The organism is Agromyces sp. NPDC029043, assembly GCF_055564615.1.
The window spans coordinates 17789-37663 of record NZ_JBVHVX010000007.1 but is presented as its reverse complement, the minus strand read 5'-3'; the positions used below and the strand labels follow the sequence as shown (position 1 = coordinate 37663).

Genomic DNA, 19875 nt, shown 5'->3' with positions numbered 1-19875 from the left:
CCGGTCAGCCGCCGCTCGTGTCGAGTTCGGCGTCGACCAAGGTGGTGCGATCGTGCCCGGCGAGCTCCTGCGAGTCGAGCCATCCGTCGGGCAGGGCTGGGTTCTTCGGCGTGCCCGCGCGGCCGCGGGGGCCCTCGGCCCCCTCGCCGGGGTAGGGCATCGACCAGTCGAGCGTGCCGAGCAGCTCGTCGAGCTGCGCGAGCGACTCGACGGTCGCGAGCCGCGCCCGCAGGTCGCCGCCGACGGGATAGCCCTTGAAGTACCAGGCGACGTGCTTGCGGATGTCGCGGCAGCCGCGCTCCTCGCTGTCGAAGAACTCGGTGAGCAGCTCGGCGTGCCGGCGGAACGTGCGCGCGACGTCGCCGAGGCTCGGCTCGGCCTTCGCCGCATGGCCGCGGAACGCCGCCGCGAGGTCGCCGAACAGCCACGGACGGCCGAGGCAGCCGCGACCCACGACGACCCCGTCGCATCCGGTCTCCTCGACCATGCGCAGTGCGTCATCGGCCGACCAGATGTCGCCGTTGCCCAGCACGGGGACGCTCGTGACGGCCTGCTTCAGCTGCGCGATCGCCGACCAGTCGGCGTGGCCCGAGTAGAACTCTGCCGCCGTACGTGCGTGCAGCGCGATCGACGCCACGCCGGCGCCCTCGGCGATGCGGCCGGCCTCGAGGTAGGTGAGGTGGTCGGCGTCGATGCCCTTGCGCATCTTGATCGTGAGCGGCACGTCGCCCGCCGCCCTCACCGCGCCCTCGACGATGCCGCGGAACAGGCCGGACTTCCAGGGCAGCGCCGCTCCCCCGCCCTTGCGCGTGACCTTGGGCACCGGGCAGCCGAAGTTGAGGTCGATGTGGTCGGCGCGATCCTCCGCGACGAGCATCGTCACCGCCTCGGAGACCGTCTTCGGGTCGACGCCGTACAGCTGGATGGAGCGGGGCGTCTCGGACTCGTGGTGCGTGATGAGGCGCATCGACTCGGGCGTGCGCTCGACGAGGGCGCGGCTCGTGATCATCTCGCTGACGTACAGGCCGGCGCCGAACTCGCGGCAGAGCCGCCGGAACGCCGTGTTGGTGATGCCCGCCATGGGTGCGAGCACGACCGGCACCTCGAGTTCGAGGCCGCCGATCGTGAGCGGGCGGGCGGGGGTCGTGGTCGTTGGCATCGCCTTCGATTCTCCCAGACGTCGCGGGGCTCCGGCCCGGCGGCATCCCGGCTCGGCCTAGGATGCCGTCATGGCTGCGCTGTGGAGGACGGCATGACCGCGTTCGAGGGGCTCACCGGCGTGGAGCGGGTGCAGGCGGATGCCGCGGCTCGCGGCCTCCACGTCGACGTCATCGAGCGCCCCGCCGCGCGCAGCCTCGAGGAGGCCGCCGAGCTCATGGGCATCACTCCGGCCGACATCGTGAAGTCGCTCGTCGTGAAGCGCAGCGACGACACCTACGTCTTCGCGCTGGTGCCGGGCGGCCGCAAGATCAGCTGGCCCAAGCTGCGTGCGCTGCTCTCCGTCAACAAGCTGCAACTGCCGGATGCCTCGCTGGCCCTGGCGGCGACCGGGTACGAGCGCGGCACGATCACCCCGCTGGGCTCGACGCACGCGTGGCCCGTCGTCGTGGACGCGACGATCCCGGGCCGCCGCGTCTCGATGGGAGCCGGCGAGCACGGTCGCAGCCTCTTCGTCGACGCCGACGCGCTCGTGCGCGCGTTCGACGCGACGGTCGCCGACATCAGCGACCCCGAGTAGCGCCTACTCGACGGGCGGAGCGGCGGCCGGGGGGATCTCGCACACGTCGCCCTCGCAGACGACGCCCGCGCCACCGAGCATGGTGAACGGCGAGACGGCGTCGTTCACGCCGCCGCCTCGTCGCGTTCGCCGGCGACCTGCGTCAGCACCTGGGCGAACACCTCGGCGGGCTGGGCACCGGACACGCCGTACTTGCCCTCGAACACGAAGAACGGCACGCCCGGGATGCCGTACACACCCGCCTGCGCGATGTCGGCCTGCACCGCCGCCCCGTACCGGCCCGACTCGAGCGCCTCACGGGCGGCGTCCGCGTCGAGTCCGACCTCGGCGGCCAGCTCGATGAGCTCGTCGACGCGGCCGACGTGCCGGCCCTCGGTGAAGTAGGCGCGGAACAGCCGCTCCGACAGCGCGAGCTGGAAACCCTGCTCCTTCGCGAAGTGCAGCAGCTCGTGCGCCTTCAGCGTCTTGGTGTGCTGCAGCGCGTCGTAGTCGTAGGCGAGTCCCGCCTGGGCGGCGACGCCCGTCACGCGGTCGATCATCATGCGCGCCTGCTCGACCGCGATGCCCTTGTGCCCGGCGAGGAAGTCGACCTCGCTGCCCTCGAAGTCGACGGGCGTGTCGGGCGCGAGCTCGAACGAGTGGTACTCGATCTCCACGTCGGGCGCGTCGGTGCCGAGCGCGGCGATGCCGGCTTCGAGATGGCGCTTGCCGATGTAGCACCAGGGGCAGGCGATGTCGGACCAGATGTCGATCTTGATGGGGGACGTCACGACGAGGGCCAACGGGCCGCGCGGCATCCGTATTCCCATGCATGCATCCAGGTGCACACGGCTGAGGAGCAGCCGGGCTCAGACCGTGGCCGCATCGGGCGCGTCGACCGCGCCGCCGAACCGGCGGTTGCGCGACGCGTAGAGCTCGATCGCACGCCACAGCTCGGTGCGGTCGAAGTCGGGCCAGAGCGTGTCGAGGAAGACCATCTCGGCGTACGCCGACTGCCAGAGGAGGAAGTTCGACGTGCGCTGCTCCCCCGAGCTGCGCACGAAGAGGTCGACGTCGGGCAGGTCGGGCACGTAGAGCCGCTTCTGGATGAGCTTCTCGGACACCGCCGAGGGGCGCAGCCGGCCGGATGCCACGTCGTCGGCGATCGAGCGCACCGCATCGGTGAGCTCGTTCCGTCCGCCGTAGTTGACGCACATCGTGAGCGTCAGCGTGTCGTTGCCGGCCGTGAGCTTCTCGGCGAACTGCAGCTCGTCGATCACCGAGCGCCACAGCCTGGGCTTGCGGCCCGCCCAGCGGATGCGCACGCCCCACTCGTTGAGCTGGTCGCGACGCCGGTGCAGCACGTCGCGGTTGTAGCCCATGAGGAAGCGCACCTCGTCGGGCGAGCGCTTCCAGTTCTCGGTCGAGAACGCGTACACCGAGAGATGCCTGACGCCGATCTGCACGGCCCCGGCGACCACGTCGAGCAGCGCCGCCTCGCCGGCCTTGTGCCCCTCGATGCGCGTGAGCCCCTGCCGGTTCGCCCATCGGCCGTTGCCGTCCATGACGATGGCGACGTGCTCGGGCACGGCGCCCTTCGGCATCGCGGGCGGGTAGAGACCCGTCCAGTCGATCGGGCGGTAGGGCACCGCATCCTTGTGGGTGTAGGGCTTGGGGGTCACTGCTGGGCCGTTTCTCGGGAGACGTGGGAGAGCGAGCGGAGGCCGCGCTCGAGGTGCCACTGGGCGTACGCGGCGACGATACCGCTCGCCTGCGCCCGGTCGCGTTCGGGGGCGGCCTCGGCGACGTCCCAGTCGCCGGCGAGCAGCGCACCGAGCAGGCCGACGGTGGATGGCGCGATGCGCGGCGTTCCCGGCGGCGCGCACTCGTCGCACACCACACCGCCGAGCTGCACGACGACCGCCGTGTGCGGGCCCTCGCGGCCGCAACGGGCGCAGTCGGCGAACGTCGGCGCCCACCCCGCGATCGCGAGCGCGCGCAGCAGGTACGAGTCGAGCGTGAGCGCCGGGCCGTGCTCGCTGCGTGAGAGCGAGCGCAGGGCGCCGACCAGCAGCAGGTACTGCTGCAGCGACCCCTCGGCCTCGGTGAGCCGATCGGCGGCCTCGACCATCGCGTTCGCGGCGGTGTAGGCCGCATAGTCCTGGCTGATCTCGGCGCCGTACGCGCCGATCGACTCGGCCTGCGTGATCACGTCGAGCGTGCGGCCCTCGTAGAGCTGCAGGTCGGCGACCATGAAGGGCTCGAGCCGTGAGCCGAACTTCGACGCCGTGCGCCGGACGCCTCGTGCGACGGCGCGGATCTTGCCGTGGCGGCGCGTGAGCAGCGTGACGATGCGGTCGGCCTCGCCCAGCTTGTGGGTGCGCAGCACGACGGCGTCATCTCGGTACACGGGCACCCGTCGATTCTCCCACCGTCCACCCCCACGCCGTCCGACGGCGGCGGCCCGGCGGGCGGATGACACGGCGGAGTGGTGCCGGATGACACGGCAGAATGGTGCGGTGACCATCGCGTCCGCACCCGTCCTCGTCACGGGAGGCACCGGCACCCTCGGCCGTGCGGTCGTCCGCGCGCTCGCTGCCCGCGGCGACGACATCCGCATCCTCAGCCGGAGCGGCGCGCCGGGCACCGTCCGGGGCGACCTGGCCACGGGTGAGGGCGTCGAGGCGGCGCTCGAGGGCGTCCGCGCCGTGCTCCACCTCGCGACCACGCTCCGCGACGACACCGAGATCACCCGCACGCTCGTGCAGGCGGCGGAGCGCTCGGGCCGGCCCCGCATCCTGTACACGTCGATCGTCGGCATCGACCGCATCCCGCTGGCGTACTACGCGGGCAAGCGCAACTCCGAGCAGATCATCCGGGAGTCGCGGCTGCGGTGGACGGTGCTGCGCGCGACGCAGTTCCACGACTTCATCGCGACGCTCTTCGGCGTCCAGCGATTCTCCCCCGTGGTCTTCGCACCGGCGTTCTCGTTCCAGCCGATCGCGGCCGACGAAGTCGCACGCCGCGTCCTCGAGCTGCTCGACACCGATCCCGCGGGCCTCGCGCCCGACATCGGAGGTCCCGAGGTGCGCCCGGCCCGCGACCTGGCACGCGCCTACCTCGCCGCTCGCGGCTCGCATCGCCCCACGATGCAGTTCCGGCTCCCCGGCACCCGCTTCGCCGCGTTCTCCTCCGGGGCGAACCTCGTGCCCGGCGAGCCGTACGGCCGGGTCACGTTCGAGCAGTTCCTCGCGTCGCGCGCCGCCGCCGCAGCGCACCCCGACCCGCGTGGGACGACCGGGCAATGACGGTCGCGCCCTTCGAGATCCCCCTGTGGGCCGACCTCGCGGCGGTCGGGATCGGCGCACTCCAGGGGGCGATGTTCGCCGGTCGCCTCAAGGAGCGACGGCTCGACCTCCTGGGCGTCGCGTTGATCGGCATCCTCGTCGGGCTCGGCGGCGGCCTGCTCCGCGACATCCTGCTGAACCAGCTGCCGGCGGCGATGCAGAGCAACTGGTACCTGGTGGTCGCGACGGTGGCCGCGCTGCTCGGGATGGCGCTGCTGCGCCTGTTCACGCGGCTGAATCCGCTCATCATCGCGCTCGACGCCGTGACCATCGGGCTCTTCGCCGCGATCGGGACCACGAAGGCGCTCGCCTACGGCGTGCCCGAGGTCCCGGCGGTCTTCGTCGGCGTGGTGTCGGCCGTGGGCGGGTCGATCCTGCGCGACGTCTCGCTCAACCTGCCCATCGCCCTCATGCACGTCGGCTCGCTCTACGCCGTCGCGGCCGGAGCAGGCACCGTCCTCATCGTCGTGCTCGTCGCGCTCGGTGCGAACATCACGGTCGCCGCGATCGCGTGCGTCGTCGTGACCACGGTGATCCGGCTCGGCTCGGTGCGATTCGGCTGGAGCCTGCCCGAGCAGCGGGCGATCGCGAGCTGGCGGGTCTGGCGCCGCGCCTGAACGACGGCGGTTCCGGCATGCGAAGCGGGCGGGGCGACGGATGCCGCACCCGCCCGCTCGGACGTCGAAGGCCGCCTCAGGCGAGCGCCGGCGCCTGGGCCTCCTCGCGCACGCGCGCCGCACGCAGCGCCCGGTTGACGGCCGACACGACGGCCTTCAGCGACGCGGTCGAGATGTCGGCGTCGATGCCGACGCCCCACAGGGTGCGGCCGTCGACCTGGCACTCGACGTACGCCGCGGCGAGGGCGTCGCCCCCGGCCGAGAGCGCGTGCTCGCTGTAGTCGAGGACGCGCACGTCGACGCCCTCGGCGGCGAGCACCGAGAGGAACGCGGCCACCGGACCGTTGCCCGAGCCGTCGGCGTCGACGCGCTCGTCGCCGTCGCGGAGTCCGACGCGCACGCGCACGTCGCCCGTGAGGTCGCTCTCGGTGCGCAGCGACAGCAGCTCGAACCGGCCCCACTTCTCGTCGGGACGGTCCTGCGGCGCGGGCAGGTACTCGTCGGTGAAGATCGACCAGATCTGCTCGCTCGTGACCTCGCCGCCCTCGGCGTCGGTCTTGGCCTGCACGACACCCGAGAACTCGATCTGCAGGCGACGCGGCAGGTCGAGCGCGTGGTCGGTCTTCAGCAGGTAGGCGACGCCGCCCTTGCCCGACTGGGAGTTGACGCGGATGACGGCCTCGTAGCTACGGCCCAGGTCCTTCGGGTCGACCGGCAGGTACGGCACGGCCCACTGCAGGTCGTCGACCGAGACGCCGCGCTCGTCGGCGCGCGCCTCCATGGCCTCGAAGCCCTTCTTGATCGCGTCCTGGTGCGAGCCCGAGAACGCGGTGTAGACGAGGTCGCCCGCCCACGGACTGCGCTCGGGCACCGGCAGCTGGTTGCAGTACTCGGCGGTGCGCTTGACCTCGTCGATGTTCGAGAAGTCGACCTGCGGGTCGATGCCCTGGGTGAACAGGTTGATGCCCAGCGCGACGAGGTCGACGTTGCCGGTGCGCTCGCCGTTGCCGAACAGGCATCCCTCGATGCGGTCGGCGCCGGCCATGTATCCGAGCTCGGCCGCCGCGATCGCGGTGCCGCGGTCGTTGTGGGGGTGCAGCGAGAGGATCACGTTCTCTCGGTGCGCGAGGTGCCGCGACATCCACTCGATCGAGTCGGCGTACACGTTGGGCGTGGCCATCTCGACGGTCGCGGGCAGGTTGATGATGACCTTCCGCTCGGGCGTCGGCTCGAAGACCTCGATGACCTGGTTGCACACGTCGACCGCGAACTCGAGCTCGGTGCCGGTGTAGCTCTCGGGCGAGTACTCGTAGTAGACGGTCGTGCCGGGCACGGTCGCCTCCATCTCGCGGCACTTGCGGGCGCCGTGCAGGGCGATGTCGATGATGCCCTGCTTGTCGGTGCGGAAGACGACCTCGCGCTGCAGCACGCTGGTCGAGTTGTAGAGGTGCACGATCGCCTGCTTGGCGCCGCGGATCGACTCGTACGTGCGCTCGATCAGGTGGTCGCGCGCCTGCGTCAGCACCTGGATGGTGACGTCGTCGGGGATCGCGCCCTCGTCGATGAGGCTGCGGACGAAGTCGAAGTCGGTCTGGCTCGCCGACGGGAAGCCGACCTCGATCTCCTTGTAGCCCATCTTGACGAGCAGGTCGAACATGATGCGCTTGCGCTCGGGGCTCATCGGGTCGATGAGGGCCTGGTTGCCGTCGCGCAGGTCGACCGCGCACCAGCGCGGCGCCTTCTCGATGCGCGTGGACGGCCACGTGCGGTCGGGCAGGTCGACGCGGATCTGCTCGTGGAACGGGCGGTACCGATGCACGGGCATCGGAGACGGCTTCTGCTGGTTCTGCATTGGGTGCTCTTCTCGCTATTCGGGGGTTTCAGCCGACGACGAACTCCGCAGCGAGGGAGGCCTGTGAACTAGGACTCGCTGCGGCAGCTAAGGAGAAGCAGGCCGTGAAGCACGAACCAAGGCTAACATCGCCCCGCAGTGCGCGCGCAACGGGATGACGTCGACGGATGGCGCGGCCGCGCGCCGCACGCGCTGTGGCGGGTGCCGCCCCCCAGGCCACGGCACCCGCCACGCGTCATCCGCTCGCCGTCCCGACCGCGCTCAGTCGACCGCGAGCGCCGTCACCGGTGAGACCCGCGTCGCACGCCGCGCAGGCGCGAGCGACGCGACGACGGCGAGCACCGCGGCGGCACCGACGAGCACCGCGACGACGCCCCACGGGATCGTCGGCGCGATCACGAGCGGCTCCCCCTGCACGCTGCCGAGCATCGACTGCGCGCCGGCCCAGCCGTAGAACACGCCGAGCACGAGGCCGGTCGCCGTCGCGGCGGCCGTCAGCGCGGCGGCCTCGGCGACGACCATCGTCCGGAGCTGCCGCCGCTCGAAGCCGAGCGCGCGCAGCAGCCCCAGCTCGCGGGTGCGCTGCAGCACGCTGAGCGAGAGCGTGTTGACGAGCCCGATCGCGGCGATCACCGCGCTGAAGCCGACGAGGATGCTGAACACCGCGACGGTCGCCGCGACCATCTCCTCGATGGCGGCGCGCATCTCGGGCCGGTCGTCGGTCGCCGCGAGCAGCAGCGTGCGGTACGACTCCATCGCGACGGCGAACATCGTGACGAGCGTCACGCTGATCACGAGCCCGATCGTCATGCGCGAGCTGCGCTCGGGGTGGCGCACCGCATTCTCCGCGGCCAGGCGCGCGGCCGGCGAGCTGCCGAGTGTCCGCCCGACGAGCCGCAGCACTGGCGGCATGACGACGTGCGCGCCGAGCACGATGCCGGTGAACGAGAGGATGCCGCCGAGCAGGCCGACGAGCACCCCGAGCGGGGTCACGAGGCCGAGCGCCACGCCCCCGAGCAGCAGGAACAGCCCGACACCGGCGAGCACGGCGGCGGTCGCCGTTCGGCCGCGCCGTGCCGCGAGCTCGTCGCGCGACGCCTCCGCCGCGGTGCCGAGCGCCTCCGCCGGGCGCACCGCGAGCACGCGGCGCGAGCCGACCCAGGCCGCGAGCCACGTGGTGAGGGCGGCCACGACGGCGGGCGCCGGCACCGAGGCATCCGCCCATGCGTGCTCGACGCGCGGCAGGACGTCGGCCGCCGCAGCGAGCTCGGCGAGGAGCATCGCCGTGCCGGTGCCGACCAGCACGCCCGCGATCGCGCCGATCGCGCCGATCACGAGTCCCTCGCGCGCGATCGCGGCACGCTGAGCGCGGGCGCTCGACCCGACGAGCCGGAGCAGCGCGATCAGCCGCGTGCGGCCGGCGACGACCGTCGCGACGGTGTTCGAGGTGACGATCGCGCTGACGTAGATCGCGATCACGATGAAGACCCACGCGGCGATCTGCACCATGATGGCGGCCGTGCCGCTTTCACCGGTGACGTCGTCGGCGCGGATCGCCGAGCCGAGGTAGCCGGTGACCTGGAGGAGTGCCACGCCGAACGACGACGCGAGCGTCGCGACGAGCAGCGTCGGCCCATGCTCGGCGAGGAGCCGCCGGATCACGCGGCACGCTCCATGGCGAGCATGTACGTCGAGATCTCCTCGGCGGTGGATCGAGCGGCGTCGCGCACGATCCGGCCGTCGGCCAGGAACAGGATGCGGTCGGCGTGGCTGGCCGCGATCGGATCGTGCGTGACCATCGCGATCGACTGGCCCGATTCGCGGCTCGCATCGGCGAGGATCGCGAGCACCTCGCGCCCGGTGCGCGAGTCGAGGTTGCCCGTCGGCTCGTCGGCGAAGACGAGATCCGGGCGCGTGGCGAGCGCGCGGGCGATCGCGACGCGCTGCTGCTGCCCGCCCGAGAGCTCGTGCGGCCGATGGCGCAGGCGCGGTCCGAGGCCGAGCCGCTCGATCAGTCCGTCGATGCGCGCTCGCTCGTCGCGGCTCGGACGCCGGCCGTCGAGCTCGAACGGCAGCAGCACGTTGCCCTCGACGTCGAGCGTCGGCACGAGGTTGAACGACTGGAACACGAAGCCCACGCGGCGGCGGCGCAGCACCGTCAACGCGCCATCCGGGAGCTCGGTGATGTCGGTGTCGCCGAGCCATACGCGGCCCGACGTCGGCGTGTCGAGGCCGGCCATGATGTGCATGAGCGTGGACTTGCCCGAGCCGGACGGGCCCATGATCGCGGTGAACTCGCCGCGCCGCAGGCCGAGCGAGACGTCGTGGAGCGCCGTGACGCCGCCGGCGCCGGTGCCGTACTGCTTGCCGAGCCCGGCGACGCGGGCGACCAGACCGAGGTCGGAAGGTTGGATCTGCATGTCCTCGACGCTACGAACGCGGCGCCGGCTCCCGCGTCCGTCGCGCGTCGCGCCCGCGTCATCCGCTCGGATGACCTCGCAGCGGCCCGCCTCAGCCGGCGGTCAGGTCGTGCTCGTACGCGAAGACGACGAGCTGCACGCGATCGCGCAGGCCGAGCTTGGCGAGCACGCGGCTCACGTGCGTCTTGACCGTGGCCTCGCCGAGGAACTCGGATGCCGCGATCTCGGCGTTCGAGAGCCCCCTGGCCGCCAATGCGAAGATCTCGCGCTCGCGCGCCGTGAGGTCGGCCCATGCCGCCGGCGCCGCACGCCGGCCGCCCCCCTGCGAGGCATTCGCGAGGAGTCCGAGCGTGGCGTTGGCGGCGATGACCGCGTTGCCGCGGTGCACGGTGCGGATGGCGGCGAGCAGGAACTCGGGATCGGCGTCCTTCAGCACGAAGCCGCTCGCGCCCGCGCGGATCGCGCGCGCCGCGTTCTCGTCGAGGTCGAACGTCGTGAGCACGATGATCCGGGGCGGTTCGCGGCCGTCGCGGTCGGCGTCGGCGAGGATCCGCTCGGTCGCGGCGATGCCGTCGAGCTGCGGCATCCGCACGTCCATCAGGATCACGTCGGGCCGGCTGCGCTCGGCCAAGGCGATCGCCGCCCGCCCGTCGGCGGCGTCGCCCGCGAACGCGAGGTCGGGCTGCGATTCCACGAGCATGCGGACGCCCGCCCGGAACAGCGCCTGGTCGTCGACGAGGGCGACGCGGATGACGCTCACGACGCCGCCCCGGCGGGGATCCGCGCCGCGATGCGGAAGCGACCATCGGCGCTCGCCTCGGCGGCGAACGTGCCGCCCGCCAGCTCGGCGCGTTCGCGCATGCCGGGGATGCCGTGCCGCGGCCCGTTCGCCGCCTCCACGGGAGCGGACTGCGCCTCATCGGAGGTCGCCGCGACCGCGTTCTCGACCGTGACCGCGACGCCGTTCGCGTCCCACTCCAGCTCGAGGTCGACCGGCTGGGCCGTATCGCCGTGCCGGAGCGCGTTCGTCAGCCCCTCCTGCACGATGCGGTACACCGCGATCTGGTGGCCGGCTCCGAGCGGCACCCGCTCCCCGCGGTCGACGCGACGCACGTCGAGTCCGGCGCCGCGCACCTGGTCGACGAGGTCGTCGAGGTCGTCGAGCTCGGGCTGCGGCGCCGAACCCTCCCGGTGGCGCAGCTCGCCGAGCAGCAGTCGCACGTCGCCGAGCGCACCGCGCGCCACCCCCGAGATCGTCTCGAGCGCCTCGACGGCCGCCGCCGGGCGCGTTCGCGCGGCGAACCGCGCACCGTCGGCCTGCGCGATCACGACGGCGAGCGAGTGCGCGACGACGTCGTGCATGTCGCGCGCGATGCGCGTGCGCTCCTGCTCGACCACGTACCGGTACTCGGCGTGCTCCCGCTCGCGCCGATCGAGCTCGGCGCGCCGGCGCTGCTCGCGCGAGTCGCGCACGGTGCGGGCCAGCAGCCCGATCGTCCACGCGAGCACGAGGCCGGCCAGCGCCGCGCCGAACAGGATGGCGCCCCACATCAGCCGACCGGCGAGATCGACCGTGGGCACGATGCCGGCGCCTTCCACGAGCGGCACCACGAATCCCAGGTAGACCGTCGCGAGCAGCGCGCCGGCTCCCGCCGAGCCGAGGCCCCACCACCGGACGGCGCGCGAGCCGTAGGCGGCGGTCGAGTACACGACGACGAACACCGCGGCATCCGCCGGCTGCAGGTCCCGCAGCATGAGCATCTGGGCGCACGCGGCCACCCACGCCACCACGAGCGCGGCGCCGGGGGCGACGCGGCGCAGGGTGAGCGCTGCGGCGAACAGGACGACGACGACGAGGTCGGGCGGTCCGCCGACGAACGCGTAGAGCGAGCAGACCGCGAGGAACAGCGCCGCGAGGATGCCGTCGACGACGAGGATCGTCCGCTGGGAGGAGCTCATCGATCCACGGTACGCGGTCGGCGGCGCCGGGCACTCCCGGTCACGCCGGAATCATCCTCCGGACGGATGCCGCGTGCGAGCACGGCAGGCCGGGCGGAGGTCAGAAGCCGAGCCGGCCCAGCTGCTTCGGGTCGCGCTGCCAGTCCTTGGCGACCTTCACGTGCAGCGCCAGGTACACCTTGCGGCCGAGCAGCTGCTCGATCTGGGCACGGGCGCGCTCGCCCACCTCGCGGAGGCGCGCGCCGCCCTTGCCGATGATGATGCCCTTCTGGCTGTCGCGCTCGACGTACACGTTGGCGTAGATCTCCACGAGATCCTTGTCGTCGCGCTCGACCCAGTCGTCGACCGTCACCGCGATCGAGTGCGGCAGCTCGTCGGAGACGCCCTCCAGGGCGGCCTCGCGCACGAACTCGGCGATGCGCTCGGTCGTCTCCTCATCGGTCGTCGTCTCGGCCGGGTACAGCGGATGCTCCGACTGCGGCATGAGCTCCAGCAGCTCGTCGACGAGCACGTCGAGCTGCTCGCCCTTCGGTGCCGAGACCGGGATGATCGCGTCCCACTCGCGCAGCTGCGACACCGCGAGCAGCTGCTCGGCGACCTTGGCGCGGCCCGTGGCATCGGTCTTGGTCACGATCGCGACCTTCTTCGCCCGCGGGTACTGGTCGAGCTGCTCGTTGATGAACCGGTCGCCCGGGCCGATCGCCTCGTTCGCCGGCACGCAGAACCCGATGACGTCGACGTCGCCGAGCGTGGACTGCACGAGCGAGTTGAGGCGCTCGCCGAGCAGCGTGCGCGGGCGGTGCAGGCCCGGCGTGTCGACGACGATGAGCTGACCGTACGGTCGGTGCACGATGCCCCGGATGGCGCGACGCGTGGTCTGCGGCTTCGAGCTCGTGATCGCGACCTTCTCGCCCACGAGCGCGTTCGTGAGCGTCGACTTGCCGACGTTCGGGCGCCCGACGAACGAGACGAATCCTGCGCGGTAATCGGTCATGCCCGCTCCCCCTGGTCTGCGCCTGCCTCGTCGCCGGCGAACGCGGCGCGCACGTCGATGAGCGCCTGGTCGGCCTCGACGAGGATCGTGGCGATGCGCTTGCGGCGCCCCTCGGTGCGCTCGGCCTCGAGCACGAGCCCGCTCACCATGGCGCGGTCGCCGCGCTGCGGCAGGTGGCCGAGCTCCTTGGCGAGCAGGCCGCCGGCGGAGTCGACATCCTCGTCTTCGAGGTCGAGCCCGAAGAGTTCGCCGAGCTCATCGACCGGCAGGCGCGCGTTCACGCGGTATCGGCCCTCGCCGAGCTCCTCGACCTGCGCGGCCTCGCGGTCGTACTCGTCGGCGATGTCGCCCACGAGCTCCTCGATGAGGTCTTCCATGGTGGCAAGGCCCGCGATGCCGCCGTACTCGTCGACGACCATCGCCAGGTGGTTCGACTCGAGCTGCATCTGCCGCAGCAGCCGGTCGGCCTTCATCGACTCGGGCACGAACGCGGCCGGACGCGCGAGTTCGCCGACCGTGAGCGTCTCGGCGTCGAGCGGGCGTTCGAAGCCGAGCCGCGCGAGGTCCCGCAGGTACAGGATGCCGACCACGTCGTCGGCCTCGCGGTCGACGACGGGGATGCGCGAATAGCCCGCCTTGAGGAAGAGCGCCATCGCCTGCGGCAGGTGCGCGGTCGTCTCGATCGTGACCATGTCGGTGCGGGGCACCATGACCTCGCGCACGAGCGTGTCGTTGAACTCGAAGATCGAGTGGATGAGCTCGCGGTCGCCCTGCTCCAGGACCTCGAGCTCGGTGGCCTCGTCGACCATGCTGAGCAGCTGCTCCTCGCTCGACACGCCCGCGAACCGGATCCGGCTCGGCGTCACGCGATTGCCGAGCGAGACCAGCGCGTTCGCGAACGGACCCAGCAGGACGCGCACGAACCGCACGAGCGGTGCGGAGAGCCGCAGCACCGTGCCCGGGTGGGCGCGGCCGACGCTGCGAGGGCTCGCGCCCACGAGCACGAACGACACCGCCGTCATGACGAGCGCGGAGACGAGGAGGACGAGCCAGACGTCGTCGAGGAAGAACGTGAACGCGAGCGTCACGAGCACGGCCGCGGTCGTCTCCGCGAGGATGCGCATGAAGTTCACGGCGTTGACGTGCGCACCTGTGTCGTCGGCGATCGCACGGAGCGACCGCGCGGCGCGCGCCCCGATCGACAGGTCGACGATGTCGGCCCGCGACGTCACCCCGATCGCGGCGTCGACGGCGGCCATCAGGCCGCCGAACGCGACGAGCACGAACGCGGCCGCGAGGAAGAGCCAGGGCAGCATGGTCAGCGGCGGCGCTCCTGCATGGAGAAGCCGACCAGGATGTCGCGCTGGATCCCGAACATCTCCTTCTCTTCGTCGGGCTCGGCGTGGTCGAACCCGAGCAGGTGCAGGATGCCGTGGGTCGTCAGCAGCAGCAGCTCGTCGAGCAGGCCGTGGCCGGCGGTCTTCGCCTGCGACTCGGCGACCTGCGGGCACAGCACGACGTCGCCGAGCAGCCCCGGCGGGGCGGGCTGGTCCTCGGTGCCCGGACGCAGTTCGTCCATGGGGAAGCTCAGCACGTCGGTGGGCCCGGGCTCGTCCATCCACTGCACGTGGAGCTGCTCCATCGCGCCCTCGTCGACGAGCACGATCGCCAGCTCCGCGTCGGGATGCACGTGCATCGCGTCGAGCGCGTAGACCGCGAGCCGCTGCAGCGCCGCCTCGTCGACCGCGATCGCCGACTCGTTGTTGATCTCGATGCTCACGACGCTCCTCTCAAGGCTGTCTCTTCCGGGGGAGGTGGTCGCGCGGGCCGGGCGCGGTGCGGCGCTCGGCGCTGCGGCGCTCCGCGCGGTTGGCGAACTCGCGCGCCTGCTCGCGCTCGTAGCGGGCGGCCTGCTGGCGCTGGTCGTACTCGGTGTAGGCGTCGACGATGCGCCCGACGAGCGAGTGGCGCACGACGTCGTCGCTCGTGAGCCGGGCGAAGTGGATGTCCTCGACGTCGTCGAGGATGCGCGTGACGAGCCGCAGGCCCGACGAGCCGCCCGGCAGGTCGACCTGCGTGACGTCGCCGGTCACGACCATCTTCGAGCCGAACCCGAGGCGGGTGAGGAACATCTTCATCTGCTCGGGCGTCGTGTTCTGCGCCTCGTCGAGCACCACGAACGAGTCGTTCAGCGTGCGCCCGCGCATGTACGCGAGCGGCGCGACCTCGACGGTGCCCGACGCGAGCAGCTTCGGCACGATCTCGGGGTCCATCATCTCGTTGAGCGCGTCGTAGAGCGGCCGGAGGTAGGGGTCGATCTTCTCGGTGAGCGTGCCCGGGAGGAACCCGAGCCGCTCCCCCGCCTCGACCGCCGGACGCGTCAGGATGATGCGGTTGACCTCCTTGCGCTGCAGCGCCTGCACGGCCTTCGCCATCGCGAGGTAGGTCTTGCCGGTGCCCGCCGGGCCGATGCCGAACACGATGGTGTGCTCGTCGATCGCGTCGACGTAGGAGCGCTGGCCCTCCGTCTTCGGACGGATCGACTTGCCGCGGCTGGAGACGATGACCTGGCCGAGCGTGTCGGACGGTCGGGCGGCCGGATCGGCGTCGAGCATTCGGGCGGAGCTCCTCACTTCGATGGGCGTCGGGTCCTCGCCGCCTCGGACGAGCTCGAGGAGCTCCTCGATGAGGCGGCGCACGCGGGAACGGTCGCCGGCCTCGCCGCGGATGGCGATCTCGTTGCCGCGCACGTGCACGGCGACGCCGGGATACTCGCGCTCGATGCTCGTGAGGAGGCGATCCTGCGGACCGAGGAGGCGCACCATGGCGATGCCGTCGATGCGGAGCCGCTCCTCGTCGGGCTGCAGCTGGTAAGCGGGAAGCGGGTTCTCGCCCGCGTCGTCAGCCGGCAAGCGATCCCTCCTTGAGGCCGCCGCCGAGCAGGTGCGCGTGCACGTGGAAGACCGTCTGGCCGGCGGCGGGACCGGTGTTGAAGATGAGCCGGAACTCGCCGTCGGTGAGGTCGTCGGCGATGCGCTTGGCGACCGCGACGAGCTCGGCGAGCAGTTCGGGATCGGCGGCGGCGAGCTCGACGACGTCGCGGTGGCGACCGTCGCGAGGCGTCACGATGACGTGCACGGGCGCCTGCGGGGCGATGTCGTGGAACGCGATCACGCGATCGGTCTCCACCACCATCCGCGCGGGGATCTCCCCCGCCGCGATGCGCTCGAAGACCGTGGGTTCGGCGGTTCCGCTCATTGCTCCATCGTAGCGACGGATGGCTCACCACCGCCCGAGCGCCACCGACAGCACCGCGATCCCCGCGGGCCCTGCGGTGGAGGTGCGCAGCACTCCGTCGCCGAGCCGGACGGGCTCGCCGCCCGCCTCGCGCAGGCGCTCGATCTCGGCCGGATCCATGCCGCCCTCGGGCCCGACGACGAGCGCGAGATCGCGGCCGTCCGGGCGGATGCCGGACAGCGCCGTCTCCGCGCCGGGCACGAGCAGCAGCATCCGCTCGCCCTCGAGTCGTGCCGGCAGCTCGCGCGTCGACGCGACGGGCTCGACCGCCGGGATGCGGGCGCGGATGGACTGCTTGACGGCCTCGCGGACGATGCTCGACCAGCGGGACCGGCCCTTCTCCGCCTTGGGGCCGTCCCAGCGCGACACCGACCGGCCGGCGGCCCACGGCACGATGCGGTCGACGCCGAGCTCGGTCGCCGCCTGCACCGCGAGCTCGTCGCGGTCTCCCTTCGCGAGCGCCTGCACGAGCGTGAGCCGCGGCGCCGGCGAGGGAACGTCGCGCACGTCGTCGACCTCGAGCTCGAGCCGGCGGCCCTCGGCGGAGGTCACCGCACCGGTCACGATCCGCCCCCGGCCGTCGCCGACCGACACCCGCTCGCCCACGCGCACGCGCGCCACCGTGACCGCATGGCGCGCCTCGTCGCCCTCGAGCGCGACGGCGTCGCCGCGGCCGACCCGGTCGAGGTCGAGCGACTCGTCGAGGTACAGGCTGCTCATCGCGGCATCCGCTCGGCCGACGCCGTCAGCCCAGGAACCGGTCGCGCAGCCGCGCGAACAGGCCCTGCTGGAAGTGCCCGAGCTGGGGCGGCTGCGCCTTGCGCGCCTTCGCGAGCTGCTGCACGAGCTCGCGCTCCCTGTGACTGAGCTTGGTCGGCGTCACGACGTGCACCGCGACCTTGAGGTCGCCGCGCCCGCCGCCGCGCAGGTGCGTGATGCCGCGATCCTTCACCGTGAGGATCTCCCCGCTCTGGACGCCGGCCTTCAGCTCGAGGTCGACGTCGCCGTCGAGCGCCTCGACCGTCGCGGTCGTGCCGAGCACGGCATCGGTCATCTGCACCTCGAGGGTGCAGAGGAGGTCGTCGCCGTTGCGGCTGAACACCTCGTGGTTGCGCACCTTGACCTCGAGGTACAGGTCGCCGTTCGGGCCGCCGGCGGGGCCCGCCTCGCCCGAACCCGGCATCTGCAGCCGCACGCCGGTGTCGACGCCGGCCGGCACGTCGACGGGCACGGTGCGGCGCGCGCGCACGCGACCCTGCCCCTGGCACGTCACGCACGGCGTCGCGATGATCGTGCCGTAGCCGCGGCACGAGCCGCAGGGGCTCGAGGTCATGACGTTGCCGAGCAGCGAGCGCACCGAGCGCTGGATGTGGCCGGTGCCGCCGCAGATGTCGCAGGTGACGGGCGAGGTGCCGGGCTGGCAGCACGAGCCATGGCAGGTCTCGCAGGTGACCGCGGTGTCGACCTCGAGGTCGCGGTGCGTGCCGAAGATGACCTCGTCGAGGCTCACCTCCAGGCGGATCAGCGCGTCCTGGCCGCGCTCGCGACGCGAACGCGGCCCGCGGCTGGCCTGCCCCGCGCCGAAGAACGTCTCGAAGATGTCGCCGAACCCGCCGAAGCCGGCGCCGTTGAACCCGCCCTGGCCACCGCCGAGGTCGTACTGCTGGCGCTGCTTCGGGTCGGAGAGCACGTCGTAGGCGTGCGTGACCTGCTTGAACCGCTCGGACGCCTCGGCGCCCGGGTTGACGTCGGGGTGGAGCTCGCGGGCGAGGCGGCGGTACGCCTTCTTGATCTCGTCGGGGGTGGCGTCGCGCGAGACGCCGAGGACCTCGTAGTGGTCGGCCACAGGGGGCGGGTTCCTTTCGATTGCGGTGACGGATGCCGCGACTCGGGCGGCTCCGGTCGAGTCAGCTCTCGCCGAGCGTGCGCGAGAGGTAGCGAGCCACGGCGCGCACGGCGGCCATGCTCTGGGAGTAGTCCATGCGGGTCGGACCCACGATGCCCAGCCGCGACACGTCGCGGCCGGGGATCTCGAACGAGCTCGAGACGACGGAGGTCTCGCCGAGGCCGTACGCGGCGTTCTCGCGGCCGATCCGGACCGCGATGCCCTCCTCGGAGGTCATCTCGCCGAACAGCTTCAGGATCACGACCTGCTCCTCGATGGCCTCGATCACGCCGAGGATGTTGCCGGCGAAGTCCTGCTCGGTGCGAACCAGGTTGGCGGCGCCCGCGACGACGAGCCGATCGCTTCGGGTGAACTTCGCCTGGTCGGCGAGCGTCGCCGCGAGGGTGCGGAGCACCTCGGCGTGGGCCCGGTCGGCCGTCTCGGTCTCGACGGAGAGCGCCGCCGCGGCATCGGTCATGGTCAGGCCCGCCGCGACCTCGTTCAGCCGGTTGCGGAGCCGGCCGAGCGTCTCCTCGTCGGCGGGCTGGTCGAGCTCGGCGAGTCGCTGCTCGACCTGCCCCGTGTCGGAAATGAGGATGCACAGCACGCGCGTCGGCGCGAGCGAGACGAGCTCGACGTGGCGCACGCGAGCGCGCTGGAAGCTCGGGTACTGCACGACCGCCAGCTGGCGCGTGAGCTGCGCGACCAATCGCACGGTGCGGGCGAGCAGCTCGTCGAGGTCGTTGGACTCGCCGAGGAACGTCTCGATCGCCTGCCGCTGGGCCGTCGTGAGCGGCCTGACGTCGGCGAGCTGGTCGACGAAGACCCGGTAGCCCTTGTCGGTGGGGATGCGGCCCGACGAGGTGTGCGGAGCCGCGATGAGCTCCTCCTCCTCGAGCACGGCCATGTCGTTGCGGATGGTCGCCGCGGACACGCCGAAGTGGTGACGCTCGACGATCGTCTTCGAGCCCACGGGCTCGCGGGACGCGACGTAGTCCTGCACGATCGCGCGGAGCACGGCGAGACTGCGTTCGGAGACCATGGCCCTCGCTTCCCTCGACCGGCGTGACGGCGGCGGACCGGCGCTTAGCACTCGGTTCCCGTGACTGCCAATCCTACCGCGACATTCAGGGCTCGCACCGTTGCCCGCCCGAACGGCACGGCAGTAGCGTGTGCAACGTCGCGCGCACCCACCCGATGCACCCCCGCCCCGTTCGAGGTGCCCGCGTCCGATCCGAAAGGCACGCACATGACCGATCCCAACGTCCCCCCGCACGATCCCAACGCCGGCCCGCAGCCGGCACCGGCCGCCCCGCTCTCGCAGGAGCAGGACGTCCAGTGGGGGTCGTTCGCGCACCTCGGCGGCATCCTCGGCATCCTGCCGTCGCTCATCATCTGGCTCGTCTTCAAGGACCGCGGCTCCTTCACCAACACCGAGGCCAAGGAGGCCCTGAACTTCCAGATCACGCTGCTGTTCGCCACGATCGCGCTCTGGATCGTCGTGACCTTCCTCACGGTCGTGACGTTCGGCTTCGGCGCCTTCCTCTCGTTCCTCACCTGGATCCCGTGGGTGCTCGGCGTGGTCTTCTCGATCATCGCGTTCCTGCAGGCCAAGGAGGGGCGCCACTACCGCTACCCCTTCGCGGTGCGCCTCATCAAGTAGGGCGCCGCAGGACGGCTCGGGGGGGGGGGGGGGGGGGGGGGGGGGGGGGGGGGGGGGGGGGTGGGGGGGGGGGGGGGAGGGGGCAGAGGCCGGGCGGGGGCGATGCGGGGAGGAAGGATGGCGC

21 protein-coding genes are annotated in these 19875 nt (G+C 72.2%); 4 read left to right on the top strand and 17 right to left on the bottom strand.

Translation table 11 applies throughout. The features are described 5' to 3' along the window. Positions 1–4: 4 nt before the first annotated feature. On the bottom strand, positions 5–1159 hold the full coding sequence (gene dusB / locus ACZ4TW_RS10720; protein WP_465542706.1) for a tRNA dihydrouridine synthase DusB: 1155 nt from the start codon (positions 1157–1159) through the stop codon (positions 5–7). 93 nt (positions 1160–1252) lie between these two features. On the opposite strand from dusB, the gene ACZ4TW_RS10715 reads away from it, so the two are divergent. Continuing rightward, positions 1253–1738: an aminoacyl-tRNA deacylase gene (locus ACZ4TW_RS10715; protein ID WP_465542705.1), complete on the top strand. Its 486-nt coding sequence runs from the start codon at positions 1253–1255 to the stop codon at positions 1736–1738. Between the two features lie 104 nt (positions 1739–1842). On the opposite strand, the gene ACZ4TW_RS10710 is transcribed toward ACZ4TW_RS10715, so the two are convergent. The 3 genes from ACZ4TW_RS10710 to recO all read right to left on the bottom strand — a co-directional run bounded on the left by ACZ4TW_RS10710 (position 1843) and on the right by recO (position 4133). Next, a complete protein-coding gene (locus ACZ4TW_RS10710) occupies positions 1843–2508 on the bottom strand; it encodes a DsbA family oxidoreductase (RefSeq protein WP_465542704.1) in 666 nt (221 codons plus the stop codon). 78 nt (positions 2509–2586) lie between these two features. Then, the gene (locus ACZ4TW_RS10705; RefSeq protein ID WP_465542703.1) at positions 2587–3399 is read right to left on the bottom strand and encodes an isoprenyl transferase; all 813 of its coding nucleotides are present in this window, start codon (positions 3397–3399) and stop codon (positions 2587–2589) included. After that, complete coding sequence (recO, locus tag ACZ4TW_RS10700; protein WP_465542702.1) at positions 3396–4133, bottom strand: DNA repair protein RecO; 738 nt, start codon at positions 4131–4133, stop codon at positions 3396–3398. The genes ACZ4TW_RS10705 and recO overlap by 4 nt, the downstream gene beginning before the upstream one ends. 103 nt (positions 4134–4236) lie before the next feature. Between recO and ACZ4TW_RS10695 the strand changes: the two genes are divergently transcribed. Then, positions 4237–5025, top strand: a complete 789-nt coding sequence (locus ACZ4TW_RS10695) for an SDR family oxidoreductase (protein WP_465542701.1) — start codon at positions 4237–4239, stop codon at positions 5023–5025. Then, a complete protein-coding gene (locus tag ACZ4TW_RS10690; RefSeq protein ID WP_465542700.1) occupies positions 5022–5681 on the top strand; it encodes a trimeric intracellular cation channel family protein in 660 nt (219 codons plus the stop codon). Before ACZ4TW_RS10695 ends, ACZ4TW_RS10690 begins: the two co-directional genes overlap by 4 nt. A 76-nt stretch (positions 5682–5757) precedes the next feature. Here the strand turns inward: ACZ4TW_RS10690 and leuA are convergent, their stop codons facing one another. From leuA to hrcA, 13 genes are all read right to left on the bottom strand, one after another. Then, positions 5758–7533: a 2-isopropylmalate synthase gene (gene leuA, locus ACZ4TW_RS10685; RefSeq protein ID WP_465542699.1), complete on the bottom strand. Its 1776-nt coding sequence runs from the start codon at positions 7531–7533 to the stop codon at positions 5758–5760. Between the two features lie 261 nt (positions 7534–7794). Then, complete coding sequence (locus ACZ4TW_RS10680) at positions 7795–9195, bottom strand: ABC transporter permease (protein ID WP_465542698.1); 1401 nt, start codon at positions 9193–9195, stop codon at positions 7795–7797. Continuing rightward, entirely contained in the window at positions 9192–9953 is a 762-nt protein-coding gene (locus tag ACZ4TW_RS10675) for an ABC transporter ATP-binding protein (RefSeq protein ID WP_465542697.1), read from the bottom strand. Before ACZ4TW_RS10675 ends, ACZ4TW_RS10680 begins: the two co-directional genes overlap by 4 nt. 91 nt (positions 9954–10044) lie before the next feature. Further along, positions 10045–10713 carry a response regulator gene (locus ACZ4TW_RS10670; protein WP_465542696.1) on the bottom strand — a complete coding sequence of 223 codons (669 nt, stop codon included), beginning with the start codon at positions 10711–10713 and terminating at the stop codon, positions 10045–10047. Continuing rightward, positions 10710–11912, bottom strand: a complete 1203-nt coding sequence (locus ACZ4TW_RS10665) for a sensor histidine kinase (RefSeq protein ID WP_465542695.1) — start codon at positions 11910–11912, stop codon at positions 10710–10712. The genes ACZ4TW_RS10670 and ACZ4TW_RS10665 overlap by 4 nt, the downstream gene beginning before the upstream one ends. A gap of 100 nt (positions 11913–12012) precedes the next feature. Further along, complete coding sequence (era, locus tag ACZ4TW_RS10660) at positions 12013–12906, bottom strand: GTPase Era (RefSeq protein WP_465542694.1); 894 nt, start codon at positions 12904–12906, stop codon at positions 12013–12015. Further along, a complete protein-coding gene (locus tag ACZ4TW_RS10655) occupies positions 12903–14222 on the bottom strand; it encodes a hemolysin family protein (protein ID WP_465542693.1) in 1320 nt (439 codons plus the stop codon). The genes era and ACZ4TW_RS10655 overlap by 4 nt, the downstream gene beginning before the upstream one ends. 2 nt (positions 14223–14224) lie before the next feature. Beyond that, on the bottom strand, positions 14225–14686 hold the full coding sequence (ybeY, locus tag ACZ4TW_RS10650) for an rRNA maturation RNase YbeY (RefSeq protein ID WP_465542692.1): 462 nt from the start codon (positions 14684–14686) through the stop codon (positions 14225–14227). Between the two features lie 10 nt (positions 14687–14696). After that, positions 14697–15731, bottom strand: a complete 1035-nt coding sequence (locus tag ACZ4TW_RS10645) for a PhoH family protein (RefSeq protein WP_465542864.1) — start codon at positions 15729–15731, stop codon at positions 14697–14699. Between the two features lie 76 nt (positions 15732–15807). Further along, on the bottom strand, positions 15808–16164 hold the full coding sequence (locus tag ACZ4TW_RS10640) for an HIT domain-containing protein (protein WP_465542691.1): 357 nt from the start codon (positions 16162–16164) through the stop codon (positions 15808–15810). Between the two features lie 24 nt (positions 16165–16188). After that, positions 16189–16923: a 16S rRNA (uracil(1498)-N(3))-methyltransferase gene (locus tag ACZ4TW_RS10635; protein WP_465542690.1), complete on the bottom strand. Its 735-nt coding sequence runs from the start codon at positions 16921–16923 to the stop codon at positions 16189–16191. Between the two features lie 25 nt (positions 16924–16948). After that, positions 16949–18049: a molecular chaperone DnaJ gene (dnaJ, locus tag ACZ4TW_RS10630; protein WP_465542689.1), complete on the bottom strand. Its 1101-nt coding sequence runs from the start codon at positions 18047–18049 to the stop codon at positions 16949–16951. 61 nt (positions 18050–18110) lie between these two features. Further along, entirely contained in the window at positions 18111–19130 is a 1020-nt protein-coding gene (hrcA, locus tag ACZ4TW_RS10625) for a heat-inducible transcriptional repressor HrcA (protein WP_465542688.1), read from the bottom strand. A 207-nt stretch (positions 19131–19337) separates the two neighbouring features. Here hrcA and ACZ4TW_RS10620 point away from each other — a divergent pair, with 207 nt between their 5' ends. After that, positions 19338–19751, top strand: a complete 414-nt coding sequence (locus ACZ4TW_RS10620; protein ID WP_465542687.1) for a DUF4870 domain-containing protein — start codon at positions 19338–19340, stop codon at positions 19749–19751. The last annotated feature ends 124 nt before the right edge of the window (positions 19752–19875 follow it).